The following is a 15686-nucleotide window of genomic DNA, read 5'->3' as shown; positions in this document are numbered from 1 at the left end:
ACGGCCATGAGCTATCTATTTTCCGAATTTTATTATTGATCCTTAAAGGAGTGCGGCACATGTCAAAAGGGCATTCGCTACAAGACCCTTACTTGAATACTTTACGTAAAGAGAAAGTTGGGGTTTCCATCTACCTGGTCAACGGTATCAAGCTGCAAGGCACGATCGAGTCGTTCGACCAGTTCGTGATCCTGCTGAAAAACACCGTCAGCCAGATGGTTTACAAGCACGCTATCTCGACAGTCGTTCCAGTTCGTCCAATCCGTCTGCCTAGCGCAGCAGGTGATGAACAGGGTGACGCTGAGCCAGGTAACGCCTGATAGGAGTCTCCTTTGTTCTTTGAGCGCCACGGTGGTGGTGAGCGAGTAATCCTCGTTCACTTGGATGGACAGGACCCTGAGGCGCGCGAAGATCCGCAGGAGTTTCAGGAGTTGGCAAATTCGGCCGGCGCCGAGACCGTTGCGTTTTTTAACGTACCGCGTCATCGGCCAACCGCCAAATACCTGATTGGCAGCGGCAAGGTCGAGGAACTGCGCGACCTGGTTCACGCCGAAGAAGCCGATCTGGTGATCTTCAATCACACCCTTACGCCCAGTCAGGAACGTAACCTCGAACGTGTTTTCGAGTGTCGCGTGATCGACCGCACCGGTCTGATTCTCGATATTTTCGCCCAACGCGCCCGTACCCATGAAGGCAAGCTCCAGGTCGAACTGGCCCAGCTTGACCACATGAGCACCCGGCTGGTACGTGGCTGGACCCACCTTGAGCGTCAGGGTGGTGGCATCGGCATGCGCGGCCCGGGTGAAACCCAGCTGGAAACCGACCGTCGTCTGTTGCGGGTGCGCCTGCGCCAGATCAAGGGCCGCCTGGAAAAAGTACGCAGCCAGCGCGAACAATCACGCCGTGGTCGCTCGCGTGCGGATATCCCTACCGTGTCCCTGGTGGGCTATACCAACGCCGGCAAATCCACGCTGTTCAACAACGTGACGAAATCGGACGTGTACGCGGCCGACCAACTGTTCGCCACCCTCGACCCGACCTTGCGCCGTCTGGACATCGACGACCTGGGGCCGATTGTCCTGGCCGACACCGTAGGTTTCATTCGTCATCTGCCCCACAAGCTGGTCGAAGCATTTCGGTCTACGCTCGAAGAGTCGAGCAATTCCGACCTGCTGTTGCACGTGATCGATGCGGCCGAACCGGATCGCATGTTGCAGATCGAGCAGGTGATGGTGGTGCTGGGCGAGATTGGTGCACAAGACTTGCCGATCCTCGAGGTCTATAACAAACTCGATTTGCTTGAGGGTGTCGAGCCGCAAATCCAGCGCGATGAAGACGGCAAGCCCCAGCGGGTTTGGCTGTCGGCACGCGATGGCAGTGGCCTGGAGTTGCTTGAACAGGCGATTGCCGAGTTGCTGGGCAGTGATTTGTTTGTCGGCACCTTGCGCTTGCCGCAACGTTTTGCTCGACTGCGTGCACAGTTTTTCGAACTGGGCGCCGTACAGAAAGAAGAATACGACGAAGAAGGTGTCAGCTTGCTGGCCGTTCGATTGCCGCGCTCGGAGCTGAATCGGCTGGTCAGCCGTGAAGGTGTGGTACCGACAGAGTTCATCGAACAACACACTTTGCAATAAAAGCCTCCGAAAGCGGTTGTGCCGCAGTAGCAGGCATTCTGTAGCATTGGTCGGCGCGCCGTGGGTGCGTCTTTGCTTTATCAGATGGAGAGCGCTATGGCTTGGAATGAGCCGGGTGGCAACTCGAATAATCAGGATCCTTGGGGTGGTAAACGCCGCAATAATGGCGACCGCAAGGGGCCACCAGATCTCGACGAGGCCTTCCGAAAGCTGCAGGAAAGCCTGAATGGGTTGTTCGGTGGTGGAAAAAAACGTGGTGGCGGTGACGACGGCGGTCGCACAAGCAAGGGCGGCGGCTATGGCCTGCTGGGCCTCGGGCTTGTCGTGCTCGCAGCCGTGTGGCTGTACAGCGCTGTGTACGTAGTCGACGAGCAGGAGCAAGCCGTGGTGCTGCGCTTCGGCAAGTACTACGAGACTGTCGGGCCAGGCCTGAACATCTATTTCCCGCCGATCGACAAGAAGTACATGGAGAACGTCACGCGTGAGCGTGCCTACACCAAGCAGGGCCAGATGCTGACCGAAGACGAGAACATCGTCGAAGTGCCGCTGACCGTGCAGTACAAGATCAGCAACCTGCAGGACTTCGTGCTGAACGTTGATCAGCCGGAAATCAGCCTGCAACACGCAACCGAAAGCGCCCTGCGCCACGTGGTGGGTTCCACCGCCATGGACCAGGTGCTGACCGAAGGTCGTGAATTGATGGCCAGCGAAATCAAGGAGCGCCTGCAACGGTTCCTCGATACCTATCGCACCGGCATCACGGTGACTCAGGTGAACGTACAGAGCGCAGCGGCACCGCGCGAAGTGCAGGAAGCCTTTGATGACGTGATCCGCGCCCGTGAAGACGAGCAGCGTTCGCGCAACCAGGCTGAAACCTACGCCAACGGTGTCGTACCGGAAGCCCGTGGTCAGGCCCAGCGCATCCTTGAAGATGCCAACGGTTACCGCGACGAAGTGGTCTCCCGCGCCAAGGGTGAGGCGGACCGCTTTACCAAACTGGTTGCCGAGTACCGCAAGGCTCCGGAAGTCACGCGTGAGCGTCTGTACCTGGACACCATGCAGGAAGTCTTCAGCAACACCAGCAAGGTTCTCGTGACCGGCAGCAAGGGTGGGCAGAACAACCTGCTGTACCTGCCGCTGGACAAGATGATCGAAGGTGGTCGTAGCGGCACCAGCGCACCGTCGAGCAGCTCGAATGCCGCTGCCAACGAAGCGAGCGCCCGTGCGGCCGCTGACTTGCTGCAACAGCAAACACGTACCAGGGAGAGTCGTTGATGAGCAATAAATCGCTGACCGCCCTGATTGTGGGCGTCGTCGTGGTCATCGCTGCCTGGAACTGCTTCTACATCGTGTCTCAGACCGAGCGCGCGGTGTTGCTGCAATTCGGTCGTGTGGTGCAGGCGGATGTCCAGCCGGGCCTGCATGTGAAAGTCCCCTACGTGAACCAGGTGCGCAAGTTCGACGGCCGCCTGATGACCCTGGATGCACCGACACAACGCTTCCTGACCCTGGAAAAGAAAGCCGTGATGGTTGACGCCTACGCCAAGTGGCGCGTCAAGGATGCCGAGCGCTTCTACACCGCGACCTCCGGCCTCAAGCAGATTGCCGATGAGCGTTTGTCGCGCCGTCTGGAATCGGGCCTGCGTGACCAGTTTGGTAAACGCACCCTGCACGAGGTGGTATCCGGTGAACGTGATGCGCTGATGGCTGACATCACCCGTTCGCTGAACACGATGGCAGAGAAAGAGCTGGGCATCGAAGTAGTCGATGTTCGGGTCAAGGCCATCGACCTGCCGAAGGAAGTGAACCGCAGCGTGTTCGAGCGCATGAGCACCGAGCGTGAGCGTGAAGCCCGTGAGCATCGCGCCAAAGGTAACGAGCTGGCTGAAGGTATCCGTGCGGATGCCGACCGTCAGCGCCGTGTACTGCTGGCAGAGGCTTATCGCGAGTCTGAAGAGGCACGTGGTGACGGCGACGCCCAGGCTGCGGCGATCTACGCCAAGGCTTACGGCCAGGACCAGGAGTTCTACGCGTTCTACCGTAGCCTGCGTGCCTACCGTGAAAGCTTCGCGAACAAAACCGACGTCATGGTGCTGGACCCAAGCAGCGACTTCTTCCGCTACCTGGAAAAGTCCAAGTAACCAAGCCTGTGACCTTAGGGCGCACTCCGTCGGGCGGCTAAAATGCCTGGCGGGGTGATCCTTTCAGAAAACGGGTGTATGATGCGGCAGCCGGGAAATTCCCGGCTTTTTTGCGTCTGCATGTTTGATTCGGCAGGCGCCACAGGTTTTTCGAGGAAAGTGCCCGACGAGGCCGCTGGCAGGCCGTTCGTCACGTCGCTCTTGCGCGTGGATTATGCAAAGCGTGGGTATTTTCTGCTTCACTCAAGGCTCGGCCGAGGGCTGGCCGCCCGGATCATAGGGGAATGGCGTAATGGCAACGGTAGACCGCTGGCTGCTGCCAGATGGCATCGAAGAAGTACTGCCACCAGAGGCTGCGCGCATTGAAGTAGCGCGTCGCCAGGTGTTGGATCTGTTCCAGAGCTGGGGTTACGAGTTTGTCGTGACCCCCCATATCGAGTACCTGGAATCCCTGCTGACCGGCGCGGGCCAGGACCTGGATCTGCGCACCTTCAAGGTCATTGACCCGCAATCGGGCCGGCAAATGGGTTTCCGTGCCGACATCACGCCGCAAGTGGCGCGCATCGATGCGCACACCCTGCGCCGCGAAGGCCCGAGCCGCCTGTGCTACGCCGGCAGCGTGCTGCATGCTCAGCCGCGTGCGTTGTCGTCGTCGCGCAGCCCGATCCAGTTGGGCGCCGAGTTGTACGGTGATGCCAGCCCGAGCAGCGACGTTGAAGTGATCAGCCTGATGCTGGCTATGCTGCAACTGGCCGACGTGCCGGATGTGCACATGGACCTGGGTCACGTCGGTATCTACCGTGGCCTGGCCCGTGCGGCCGGCTTGTCCGGTGAAGTGGAGCAACAGTTGTTCGATGCCTTGCAGCGCAAGGCGATCGATGAAGTGATCGCTCTGACCGCAGGCGTGCCTGCGGACCTGGCCGACATGCTGCGTGCACTGGTTAACCTGTGCGGCGGCCGTGAAGTGCTGGTGGCTGCCCGTGAGCGCCTGGCCAATGCGCCGGCGCCGGTCCTGGCTGCGCTGGATGATGTATTCGCGATTGCCGAGCAATTGTCGGCGCGCTTCCCCGAGTTGCCGCTGTATTTCGACCTGGGTGAGTTGCGCGGCTACCACTACCACACCGGTGTGGTGTTCGCCGTCTTTGTACCGGGTGTTGGCCAGGCCATCGCCCAAGGCGGTCGTTATGACGATATCGGCGCCGACTTCGGTCGCGCCCGTCCGGCGACTGGCTTTTCTACCGATTTGAAAACCCTGGTGACCCTGGGGCGTGCTGAGGTCGAGCTGCCGTCTGGTGGCATCTGGATGCCCGACAGTACGGACGCAGCACTCTGGCAGCAGGTTTGCCAGTTGCGCAGTGAGGGTCAGCGTGTCGTCCAGGCTTTGCCTGGGCAGCCATTGGCCGCCGCCCGTGAAGCGGACTGCGACCGGCAATTGATTCTGCAGAACGGGCTTTGGCAAGTATCGCCACTGGCTTCTTGAGTTTTCCTGCCGGCCATCGCCGGCACCAAGTTTGCGCGAATGAGGACAAGTGTTATGGGTAAGAATGTCGTAGTCCTGGGCACCCAATGGGGTGATGAGGGCAAAGGCAAGATCGTTGATCTGCTGACCGAACATGCTGCCGCCGTAGTGCGCTACCAAGGTGGCCACAACGCTGGCCACACCCTGGTCATCGATGGCGAAAAAACCGTCTTGCACCTGATCCCGTCGGGCGTGCTGCGCGAAGGCGTACAGTGCCTGATCGGCAACGGTGTTGTGGTTGCACCTGACGCCCTGTTGCGTGAGATCACCAAGCTGGAAGAGAAAGGCGTACCGGTGCGCGAGCGCCTGCGTATCAGCCCGTCCTGCCCGCTGATCCTGTCCTTCCACGTTGCGCTGGACCAGGCCCGTGAAAAGGCGCGTGGCGAGCTGAAGATCGGTACAACCGGTCGCGGCATCGGCCCGGCTTACGAAGACAAGGTTGCACGTCGTGGCCTGCGTGTGGGCGACCTGCTCAACATGCCGCGCTTTGAAGACAAGCTGCGTGAACTGGTGGATTACCACAACTTCATGCTGGTGGGTTACTACAAAGAGCCGGCCATCGAGTTCGAAAAGACTCTGGCCGAGTGCAAGGAATACGCTGAGCTGCTCAAGCCGCTGATGCTGGACGTGACGGCCGAGCTGCACGACCTGCGTCGCGCCGGCAAAGACATCATGTTCGAAGGCGCCCAGGGTTCGTTGCTCGACATCGACCACGGCACCTACCCGTACGTGACCAGCTCCAACACCACCGCTGGCGGCGTTGCGACCGGTTCGGGCGTTGGCCCGATGTTCCTGGACTACATCCTGGGCATTACCAAGGCTTACACCACGCGCGTGGGTTCGGGCCCGTTCCCGACTGAGCTGTTCGACGAAGTCGGCGCACACCTGGCCAAGCAAGGTCACGAGTTCGGTGCCACCACCGGGCGTGCCCGTCGTTGCGGCTGGTTCGATGCCGTTATCCTGCGCCGTGCTATCGATGTGAACAGCATCTCGGGCATCTGCCTGACCAAGCTGGACGTTCTCGATGGCCTGGAAGCCATCAATATCTGCATCGGCTACAAAGATGCAGACGGCAAGGACGTTGCACCGACCGATGCTGACAGCTACGTCGGCCTGCAGCCTGTGTACGAAGAAGTGCCGGGCTGGACCGAATCGACCGTGGGCGCCAAGACCCTGGAAGAGCTGCCGGCCAACGCCCGTGCTTACATCAAGCGTGTTGAAGAGCTGATCGGCGCGCCGATCGACATTATTTCGACAGGCCCGGACCGCAACGAGACCATCGTTCTGCGTCACCCGTTCGCTTAATAAGCTGTTGATGTAAAAAGCAAAGGGCTCCTTCGGGAGCCCTTTTTTGTGGCCGGCTGGCAATCGGCACGACCCTTGCTACGGTTCTTTCTTTCGCGGTGCTATCAAATTAATGGCACCCGTGGTGGAGGGATTTACCGTGTCTGCCGTTCTCTCATTGTTACAAAGCCGGCTGTTGCGGCCGGTGTTCGTTACCCTAGGTATCGCTCTTTTGGTGCAAGTGCTGGTGGCCGTTGCCCTGACGCGAAGCACCGTGACGGCGCTGGAAGCGGATTTAAGCAACCGCCTGGGGGCCGACAGCCAGAAACTGTCTGGTGAGCTGGCGCAAGCCGGCAAGGAAGTCACCTCGAGCCTGGACAGCTTGTCTTCGAGCACGCGTCAGCGTCTGACCGCAGGGCTTTCCACGCGCCTGCAAGAGGAGCAGAAGCAACTGCGTGCGACCCTGGAAAAAGACCTGCAGGACTCGGCCAATGACATGGCCCAACTGCTGGCGTCGGTGGCGCCCCGCGCCATGTGGGACAGCGACGTGCCGACATTGTCGGAGTTCGCCCGGCGCGCCCAGCGCAATCCCAACGTGTTGTTCGTGGTGTATGACGACGCGGCTGGCGAGCACCTGACCCGTTACCTCAACCGCGAAAACCCGATCAACCAGGCACTGTTGGACAAGGGCAAGGGCGACCGAGCCTTGGATAAGGTCCTGGATGCGGCTAAAAACGATCCTTCGGTGTTCTACGTCGAAGCCTCGATCAGCCCCAACGGCACCGAGATCGGCAAAGTCCGCATGGGCGTCTCGACCAAAGCGGTAGAGGCCGACCTGGCAGCGCTGGACAAGCGCTTTGCTGCCTTGATCGCCAGCAGCGATCAGTTGGTCGGTGACAGCCTCAAGGGCGCCGCCGCCGACAGCGCAGCGGCCATGGGCGCGCGCCTGCAATCGGCGCAGGCCACCGCCACCCAGATGACCGCCAACACCAGCAGCGCCGTACAGGACGCTGCGGGAGCGCTGCGCTGGCGCATCGGTATGGGACTCGCCATTGTCGGGTTTGGCGTATTGCTGCTGATCGCCATCGTGTTGGGGCGCCGTGTGGTCAATCGGCTGAAGTTGTTGATTGCCGCCATGGGCGACCTGGCGGCGGGCGAGGGCGATCTCACCAAGCGTGTGCAGATCAACAGCAAGGACGAAATCGGCGACATGGCCTCGGCGGTCAATCGCTTTGTGGATAAGTTGCAGCCGATCGTGCGTGAGGCGGGCGATGTAGCGCAGCGCACCGGTGTCGAAATCGGCGCCATGACTTTACGCAATGCCGGGGCTGACAAGGCGGCCGGTTTGCAGCGCGACGAAGTTGCCGAAAGCCTGCGCGCGCTTTCGCAAATGGCCGATGAGGCCCAGGCCGAAAGCCATGCGATGCAGGCGGCGTTGCAGCAGGTGGTGGATATTCGCCAGGCCACGGATGAAAACTCACGGACCTCGGCAGAGGTCGGCAGCCTGATCGAGGCGCTCGCGGGGCAAGTGCAGGCCGGTTCCCAAGTGATCGAGCGGTTGGCGCAGCAAAGCGAGCAGATCGAGGTGGTGTTGACGGTGATCCACGGGATTGCCGAGCAGACCAACTTGCTGGCCCTGAATGCGGCGATTGAAGCGGCGCGTGCCGGTGAGACCGGGCGAGGTTTTGCGGTGGTGGCAGACGAAGTGCGGGCGCTGGCGAGTAAAACCCAAAGCTCTACCGGCGACATCCAGGCGCATATCGTGGCATTGCAACAGGGTGCACGCGAGGCGGTGGAAACCATCGGCAAGGCCGGGCGCCAGGCGAATGAAGGGTTGTTGGTGCTGCGCGACAGTGTGCGCTTGCAGCAGTCGGTGCAGGCTTCGGTGGAGCAAGTGCATGCGGCGATTGGCCTGGCAACGCGTGCGGCCGAGCATCAAGCCCAGGGCGCGCATGCGGTACGTGGGCGGGTCGAGGTGATCCATGCCCAGGCTGAGCGTGCCGCGCAGGCGGTGGTGGAAACCACGGCCAGTGGCAAGGTGCTGGATGGGTTGGCGGCACAGTTGAAGGCGAGCTTGGGGCAGTTTCGGGCTTAGCGTCGTTTGCGCCGGCCTCATCGCAGGCAAGCCAGCTCCCACATTTGACCGAGTTCCAGCTTTGGAATGCAGTCGAATGTGGGAGCTGGCTTGCCTGCGATAGCGGTCTCAGCGGCTCAAATACATCCGCGTCGTCAGCAGATACACCGGCAGCCCCGACACCAGAATCAACAACGCCGCATACGGCGCCGCCGCCGCAAACTCAACATTCGAGGTATGTGCCCACACGGCAGTCGCCAGGGTATTCAACCCCGTCGGGCTGAGCAGCAAAGTCGCCGTCAACTCCTTCATTGCATCCAGAAACACCAACGCAAACGCCGCCCCTAATGCCGGGAAAATAATCGGCAAGGTCACCCGGCAAAACGCGCTGAATGACGAAGCGCCCAGCGTGCGTGCAGCTTCTTCCAGTTGCGGCGCAGCTTTGTTCAGTGCGGTTCGAATCGGCGCCTGAGCGAGCGGCAGAAACAACAGCGCATAAGCAATCAGCAGCAGCGCCGAGGTCTGATACAGCACGGGCACATAGTGCAGCGCGAAGTACACCAGTGTCAGCGCAATCACCAGACCGGGCAGGGCATGCAACAGGTAGGGCAGGCGCTCAGCCCAGATCGCCAACTGGCCTTTGTAGCGCACCACCAGCAGGCCGACCGGCACAGCCAATGCCAGACAAAGCGCAGCGCCGCCCAAGGACAATGCCAGCGAAGACATCAATGCCTCGCCAATTTCGGCCACCGGGAATGCCGCCGATGAACCCACCGCCAGCCAATAAGCAAGCATTCCCAACGGAATACCGCTACCGATGACCGCCAGCGCCAGGCAGTACAGCTGACCCAAGGTCGACCATTTACCCAGCTTGACCTGTTCCGCATGCCGCGCCGCGCCCTGGCCGATGCGCACATGCCGGCCCTTGCCGCGCACCCGCAGCTCCAGCCACAGCAGCGTCAGGCACATCACCAGCAGTACCGCCGAGAGCATCGCGGCATTGGCGTTGCTGAATTCCAGTTCGAACTGTTGGTAGATCGCGGTGGTAAAGGTTTGCAGGCCGATGATCGACAGCGCGCCGAATTCCACCAGCATATGCAGCGCGATCAGCAGCGCTCCGGCCAGCAGCGAAGGCCAGAGCAACGGCAGTGTAATTCGAAAAAATACGCCCCAGCGATTCAGTCCCAGCGTGCGGGCCGACTCTTCAAGGGATGGATCAAGATTGCGCAATGTCGCCGCCACCGGCAGAAACACCAGCGGGTATTTGGACAGGGTCATCACCAGGATTGCCCCGCCCAGGCCCTCGAAGTTGGCGCTCAGTGAGACCCAGGTGAAGCTGCTGACAAACGCAGGCACGGCGAACGGCAAGCACAGGATCACGCCCCAGATGCGTCGCCCCGGCAGGTTGCTGCGCTCCAGTAACCACGCCAGTGACAGACCGATTACGCCGCACGCCACCGTCACCCCAACCATCAACGCCAGGGTGTTGCGCAGCAGTCCGAATACATACGGCCGCCACAGCAGGTGCACCGCCTCCGCCCAGCCCGCCTGCCAGGCCTTGGTGCCGACATACACCAGCGGCAGCAGGCTCAAGCCCACCAGAAACAGCACGGGCAGCAGCAGCCAGATCGACGGGCGTTTGCGCCGGGGTATGAACCCGGCGGCGGAAAGCGATGGGTTCATCAGTTCAAGCCAACGTCACGTTCCAGGTCCAGGGCTTCTTCGGCATTGCCAAGGTCGGCCGGGGTGACTTTCGGCGGTTGCAGCTCACTGAACGGCTTGAGGCCGCGATTGGACTGCATGCCTTTGCGCAGCGGGTATTCGGCCGAGGTGTTGGTGATCACACGCTGGCCTTCTTCGCTGGCCATGAAGGCGAGCAACTGCTGAGCTTCTTTGGGATGTTTGCTGGATTTCAGCGCGGCAGCGGAAGACACGGTGATCAGGCCACCGGCGTCGCCATCGGTGAAGTAGTGCAGTTGCGAATCCAGGTTGGTTTTTTCTTTTTTCAGGGCGAACCAGTAGTAGTTGTTCACCAGCACGGTAGCGACTTCGCCGTTTTCCACGGCCTTGAGGGCGACCATGTTGTTGCTGTACACCTTGCCGAAGGCGCGCAGGCCGGTCAGCCATTCTTCAGCCGCTTCGCGCCCGTGCAATTTGATGATTGCTACCGCTTGCTCCTGGAATGCGCCGCTGGTGGGCACAAAGCCGACTTTGCCTTGCCACTCGGGGCCGGCGAAATCCAGTACCGATTTGGGCAGGTCCTTTTCGGCGATCAGTTTGGGGTTGAAGGCCACGACGCGGGTGCGAGCGGTTACGCCCATCCAGTCACCGTTGCTGCCGACGTATTCCTTGGGCAACACGTCCAGCGTGTTCGCATCAATTTTGGCCAGCAGGCCTTGCTCGCCGAGTTTGTTCAGCGGCGGCGACTCTTCGGTGTAGATCACATCGGCAGGGGAGCGCTCGCCTTCTTCCACGACCTGGCTGGCGAGCTGGTTGCTGCTGCCTTTGCGCACGTTGACGTGAATGCCGGTCTTGGCTTCGAAGGCCTTGGCGAGTTCATCGCCGACTTCTTTGTGCTGGCCGTTGTACAGGGTCAGGGAAACCTTGTCGGCGGAGTAGGCGGTGGGCGAGAGTAGGGTCAAGCCGAGCAGAGTGAGGGTCAGGCCACGCAGAAGGGATGTCTTGAGACGGTTATCGCGGATCATCATCCGAAGTGTTCCTCGCTTGTATGCAACAAATCATTGCAAGGATAAACGATAAAACTTCTCAAGTGCGGACGAGGGGAGAATCCTTGGGGAAGTTTTCAAACCCCGGAAACGAAAAAACCCGCTTTCGCGGGTTTGATCTGAATTTGGTGCCCAGGAGAAGACTCGAACTTCCACGACCTTGCGATCACCAGCACCTGAAGCTGGCGTGTCTACCAATTTCACCACCTGGGCATTATCAACAACGCTTGCGCCGTTGATGGAGCGAACTATACGGAGCGCTTTTAAATCTGTAAACCCCTGATATCAAAAATATAAATCAATATTCTTGTTAAAAATCAAAGGCCTGAAACGAAAAAACCCGCTTTCGCGGGTTTGATCTGAATTTGGTGCCCAGGAGAAGACTCGAACTTCCACGACCTTGCGATCACCAGCACCTGAAGCTGGCGTGTCTACCAATTTCACCACCTGGGCAACATCAACAACGTTGCCGTCGTCGATGGCGCGCACTATACGGAGACGCTTTTGAGCTGTAAAGCCCTGCCATGAAAAAAGCCTGGAAAATTTCGCCAATGGTCATGCAAGGTGCTTTCCGAGCGCGGCAAAGGCCTTTTAAACACTTGTCGACACCTGAAATTTCCCGTTTCAATACGCGTATGCCAAACTAACCCGCATATAGACAAGGTGAAAACTCTCTAATGGCCGATTGGCAGTCCCTCGATCCCGAGGCCGCTCGTGAAGCGGAAAAATATGAAAACCCTATTCCTAGCCGCGAACTGATCCTGGCGCATCTCGCCGATCGTGGTTCGCCTGCTAGCCGCGAGCAGCTGGTTGAAGAGTTCGGTCTGACCACCGAAGACCAGCTCGAAGCCCTGCGCCGCCGTTTGCGCGCCATGGAGCGCGATGCTCAACTGATCTACACCCGTCGTGGCACCTATGCGCCTGTGGATAAGCTCGACTTGATCCTGGGCCGCATCGCCGGCCATCGGGATGGCTTCGGCTTCCTGATCCCGGATGACGGCAGCGACGACCTGTTCATGAGCCCGGCGCAAATGCGCCTGGTATTCGACGGCGACCGTGCCCTGGCGCGGGTTTCCGGCCTGGACCGTCGTGGTCGCCGTGAAGGCGTGATCGTCGAAGTGGTGTCCCGTGCCCACGAGTCCATCGTTGGTCGTTACTTCGAAGAAGGCGGCATCGGCTTTGTGGTGCCGGATAACCCGAAGGTCCAGCAGGAAGTGCTGATCACCCCGGGCCGCAATGGCGCCGCCAAGGTAGGCCAGTTCGTCGAGGTGAAAATCACCCACTGGCCAACGGCGCGCTTCCAGCCACAGGGCGATATTGTTGAAGTGGTCGGCAACTACATGGCGCCGGGCATGGAAATCGACGTTGCGCTGCGCACCTACGATATTCCTCACGTCTGGCCCGAGGCTGTGCTTAAAGAAGCCGCCAAGCTCAAGCCGGAAGTGGAAGATAAAGACAAAGAAAAACGCATCGACCTGCGCCATCTGCCGTTCGTCACTATCGACGGCGAAGATGCCCGCGACTTCGACGATGCGGTCTATTGCGAAGCCAAGCCTGGCAAGCTGCGCCTGTTCTCCGGCGGCTGGAAGTTGTTCGTCGCGATTGCCGACGTGTCCAGCTACGTGAAGATCGGTTCGGCCCTGGACAACGAAGCCCAGGTGCGCGGCAACTCCGTGTACTTCCCTGAGCGCGTGATCCCGATGCTGCCTGAGCAGCTGTCCAACGGCCTGTGCTCCCTGAACCCGAAAGTCGACCGTTTGGCCATGGTATGCGAGATGACCATCTCCAAAACCGGCGAAATGACCGACTACCAGTTCTACGAAGCGGTGATCCACTCCCAGGCGCGCCTGACCTACAACAAGGTCAGCACCATCCTGGAAGCGCCGAAGACCAGCGAAGCCAAGGCCCTGCGTGGTGAATACGCCGACGTCGTGCCGCACCTCAAGCAGCTTTACGCGCTGTACAAGGTGTTGCTGGGCGCACGTCATGTACGTGGCGCCATCGACTTTGAAACCCAGGAAACCCGGATTGTGTTCGGTTCCGAGCGCAAGATCGCGGCGATTACGCCGACGACGCGTAACGATGCGCACAAGCTGATCGAGGAATGCATGCTGGCGGCCAACGTGGCCACCGCAGAATTCCTGAAAAAGCACGAAATTCCTGCCCTGTACCGCGTGCATGACGGCCCGCCACCGGAGCGCCTGGAAAAACTGCGCGCCTTCCTCGGCGAGCTCGGCCTGTCCCTGCACAAAGGCAAGGACGGCCCGACGCCGAAGGATTACCAGGCGTTGCTGGCCAGCATCAAGGACCGTCCGGATTACCACGTGATCCAGACTGTGATGCTGCGCTCGCTGAGCCAGGCGGTGTACAGCGCTGATAACCAGGGCCACTTCGGCCTGAATTACGAGGCGTACACCCACTTCACTTCGCCGATTCGTCGTTACCCGGACCTGCTCACCCACCGGGCGATTCGCAGTGTGATCCACTCCAAGCAGAACACCCCGCACGTCAAGCGCGCCGGTGCCATGACCATTCCGAAGGCACGGATCTATCCGTACGACGAAGCGGCCCTGGAACAGCTGGGCGAGCAGTGCTCGATGAGCGAGCGCCGCGCCGACGAAGCCACCCGTGACGTAGTGAACTGGCTCAAGTGCGAGTTCATGAAAGACCGCGTGGGCGAGTCGTTCCCGGGTGTGATCACCGCCGTGACGGGTTTCGGCCTGTTCGTCGAGCTGACCGACATCTACGTCGAAGGCCTGGTGCACGTCACTGCGCTGCCGGGCGACTACTACCACTTTGATCCTGTGCATCACCGCCTGGCGGGCGAGCGCACCGGTCGCAGCTTCCGCTTGGGCGACACCGTGGAAGTGCAGGTCATGCGCGTCGACCTCGACGAGCGCAAGATCGATTTCGGCATGCCCGACAAGCCGAGCGAAACACCGACTGGCCGTAAAAAACGTGGCAGCGAACCTGCTGCGCCCGCCAGTAAAGGCAAGGGCGCGCCTGCGAAAGCAGCTGCCGCCGAGCCTGCGCCAGCCAAGGCCGGTCGTCGTTCGTCCACCAAGGAAAAGGCCCCCGAGGCCTACCGCCCGAGCGATGCTGCGGCCAAAAACGCCGAAGTGCGCAAGAGCCGTGAGTTGAAGCAGCAGTTGCTCAGCGAAGCCAAAAGCGGTGGTAAAGCGGCGTCTGGGGGAAAGTCCCACGGGGCGGAAAAGCCGTCGAGCAAGCCGAGTAAACACCGTAAAGGCCCGCCTAAAGCGGGCTCGGCCCCCGCGAAAAGCGGCGGGTCGCGCAAACCTAAGGCCAAGTCATGAGTCTGGAAAAAATCTACGGCGTGCACGCCGTAGAAGCACTGCTGCGTCATCACCCTAAACGCGTCAAGCAGGTGTGGTTGGCCGAAGGCCGCAGCGAGCCGCGCGTGCAAGCGCTGGTCGAGCTGGCCACGCAAAACAAGGTTGCTATCGGCCAGGCCGAGCGCCGTGAGATGGACGTGTGGGTTGAAGGCGTTCACCAGGGCGTGGTTGCGGACGTAAGCCCGAGCCAGGTGTGGGGCGAAGCGATGCTCGACGAGCTGCTCGACCGTACCGAAGGCGCACCGCTGTTGCTGGTGCTGGACGGCGTGACCGACCCGCATAACCTCGGCGCTTGCCTGCGTTCGGCCGATGCGGCCGGTGCGCTGGCGGTGATCGTGCCTAAAGACAAGTCGGCAACCCTGACGCCGGTCGTGCGTAAAGTCGCGTGCGGCGCGGCTGAAGTGATTCCGCTGGTGGCCGTGACCAACCTGGCGCGCACGCTGGAGAAACTCCAGCAGCGCGGCCTGTGGGTGGTGGGCACGGCGGGCGAGGCCGAGGTCAGTATTTATGACCAGGACCTCACCGGCCCGACCATCCTGATCATGGGTGCCGAAGGCAAAGGCATGCGTCGCCTGACCCGCGAGCACTGCGATTACCTGGTGAAACTGCCGATGGCCGGTAGCGTCAGCAGCCTCAACGTGTCGGTTGCCACCGGCGTGTGCCTGTTCGAAGCCCAGCGCCAGCGTGGCGTCAAGGGCAAGAGCAAGAAGTAAGTGCTTGGATCGTTCCCATGCTCCGCGTGGGAATGCCTCTTGTGACGCTCCGCGTCACGCTTCGACAGCGAACGCAAAGCGTCCTCGAGCTGCATTCCCACGCAGAGCGTGGGAACGATCGGCGGCGTGCTCGGATATTGTTCAAATAATCACCAATCACCTTGCGCCGTTACTCCCCCTTCTCTACAATTGCGCCCCTTGCCTTCCTGGCAGGCACCTATGTGCCTCCCTGCGGCAAGATC

The 15686-nt window shown here is 60.6% G+C and carries 11 protein-coding genes and 2 tRNA genes; 9 read left to right on the top strand and 4 right to left on the bottom strand.

Going from position 1 to position 15686, the window contains the following annotated elements; translation table 11 throughout:
• The first annotated feature begins 59 nt into the window (after window positions 1–59).
• The 7 genes from hfq to BFP92_RS19205 all read left to right on the top strand — a co-directional run bounded on the left by hfq (window position 60) and on the right by BFP92_RS19205 (window position 8673).
• Complete coding sequence (hfq, locus tag BFP92_RS19235) at window positions 60–320, top strand: RNA chaperone Hfq (RefSeq protein WP_003188059.1); 261 nt, start codon at window positions 60–62, stop codon at window positions 318–320.
• Window positions 321–332: 12 nt separating this feature from the next.
• Window positions 333–1634, top strand: a complete 1302-nt coding sequence (gene hflX, locus BFP92_RS19230; protein WP_017138462.1) for a ribosome rescue GTPase HflX — start codon at window positions 333–335, stop codon at window positions 1632–1634.
• A gap of 96 nt (window positions 1635–1730) precedes the next feature.
• Window positions 1731–2909 carry an FtsH protease activity modulator HflK gene (gene hflK, locus BFP92_RS19225; protein ID WP_017138461.1) on the top strand — a complete coding sequence of 393 codons (1179 nt, stop codon included), beginning with the start codon at window positions 1731–1733 and terminating at the stop codon, window positions 2907–2909.
• On the top strand, window positions 2909–3775 hold the full coding sequence (gene hflC / locus BFP92_RS19220) for a protease modulator HflC (protein ID WP_017138460.1): 867 nt from the start codon (window positions 2909–2911) through the stop codon (window positions 3773–3775). The genes hflK and hflC overlap by 1 nt, the downstream gene beginning before the upstream one ends.
• 292 nt (window positions 3776–4067) lie before the next feature.
• Window positions 4068–5255, top strand: coding sequence for an ATP phosphoribosyltransferase regulatory subunit (locus BFP92_RS19215; RefSeq protein WP_017138459.1), 1188 nt, complete (start codon window positions 4068–4070; stop codon window positions 5253–5255).
• A gap of 54 nt (window positions 5256–5309) precedes the next feature.
• A complete protein-coding gene (locus tag BFP92_RS19210) occupies window positions 5310–6599 on the top strand; it encodes an adenylosuccinate synthase (protein ID WP_065930676.1) in 1290 nt (429 codons plus the stop codon).
• Between the two features lie 139 nt (window positions 6600–6738).
• Entirely contained in the window at window positions 6739–8673 is a 1935-nt protein-coding gene (locus tag BFP92_RS19205; RefSeq protein WP_065930675.1) for a methyl-accepting chemotaxis protein, read from the top strand.
• A gap of 108 nt (window positions 8674–8781) precedes the next feature.
• On the opposite strand, the gene BFP92_RS19200 is transcribed toward BFP92_RS19205, so the two are convergent.
• The 4 genes from BFP92_RS19200 to BFP92_RS19185 form a co-directional block, all read right to left on the bottom strand.
• On the bottom strand, window positions 8782–10335 hold the full coding sequence (locus tag BFP92_RS19200; RefSeq protein ID WP_065930674.1) for an ABC transporter permease: 1554 nt from the start codon (window positions 10333–10335) through the stop codon (window positions 8782–8784).
• On the bottom strand, window positions 10335–11360 hold the full coding sequence (locus BFP92_RS19195; protein WP_065930673.1) for an extracellular solute-binding protein: 1026 nt from the start codon (window positions 11358–11360) through the stop codon (window positions 10335–10337). Before BFP92_RS19195 ends, BFP92_RS19200 begins: the two co-directional genes overlap by 1 nt.
• A 144-nt stretch (window positions 11361–11504) precedes the next feature.
• Window positions 11505–11591: transfer RNA gene (locus tag BFP92_RS19190), tRNA-Leu, on the bottom strand.
• 153 nt (window positions 11592–11744) lie between these two features.
• Window positions 11745–11831: transfer RNA gene (locus BFP92_RS19185), tRNA-Leu, on the bottom strand.
• A gap of 224 nt (window positions 11832–12055) precedes the next feature.
• Here BFP92_RS19185 and rnr point away from each other — a divergent pair.
• Both rnr and rlmB read left to right on the top strand, forming a co-directional pair.
• Window positions 12056–14692, top strand: coding sequence for a ribonuclease R (rnr, locus tag BFP92_RS19180; RefSeq protein WP_065930672.1), 2637 nt, complete (start codon window positions 12056–12058; stop codon window positions 14690–14692).
• Entirely contained in the window at window positions 14689–15444 is a 756-nt protein-coding gene (gene rlmB, locus BFP92_RS19175) for a 23S rRNA (guanosine(2251)-2'-O)-methyltransferase RlmB (protein WP_065930671.1), read from the top strand. The genes rnr and rlmB overlap by 4 nt, the downstream gene beginning before the upstream one ends.
• The last annotated feature ends 242 nt before the right edge of the window (window positions 15445–15686 follow it).

Source organism: Pseudomonas sp. 58 R 3 (assembly GCF_900006605.1).
Classification (GTDB): Bacteria; Pseudomonadota; Gammaproteobacteria; order Pseudomonadales; family Pseudomonadaceae; genus Aquipseudomonas; species Aquipseudomonas salomonii.
The sequence above is the reverse complement of the archived record's forward strand: the minus strand, read 5'-3'. Positions and strand labels throughout refer to the sequence as shown.

Excerpts from the sequence above, each read along its gene's own strand:
- hfq (WP_003188059.1), top strand. The coding sequence starts at position 60 with ATGTCAAAAGGGCATTCGCTACAAGACCCTTACTTGAATACTTTACGT.
- hflK (WP_017138461.1), top strand. The coding sequence starts at position 1,731 with ATGGCTTGGAATGAGCCGGGTGGCAACTCGAATAATCAGGATCCTTGG.
- hflC (WP_017138460.1), top strand. The coding sequence starts at position 2,909 with ATGAGCAATAAATCGCTGACCGCCCTGATTGTGGGCGTCGTCGTGGTC.
- BFP92_RS19215 (WP_017138459.1), top strand. The coding sequence starts at position 4,068 with ATGGCAACGGTAGACCGCTGGCTGCTGCCAGATGGCATCGAAGAAGTA.
- BFP92_RS19210 (WP_065930676.1), top strand. The coding sequence starts at position 5,310 with ATGGGTAAGAATGTCGTAGTCCTGGGCACCCAATGGGGTGATGAGGGC.
- BFP92_RS19200 (WP_065930674.1), bottom strand. The coding sequence starts at position 10,335 with ATGAACCCATCGCTTTCCGCCGCCGGGTTCATACCCCGGCGCAAACGC.
- BFP92_RS19195 (WP_065930673.1), bottom strand. The coding sequence starts at position 11,360 with ATGATGATCCGCGATAACCGTCTCAAGACATCCCTTCTGCGTGGCCTG.
- rnr (WP_065930672.1), top strand. The coding sequence starts at position 12,056 with ATGGCCGATTGGCAGTCCCTCGATCCCGAGGCCGCTCGTGAAGCGGAA.
- rlmB (WP_065930671.1), top strand. The coding sequence starts at position 14,689 with ATGAGTCTGGAAAAAATCTACGGCGTGCACGCCGTAGAAGCACTGCTG.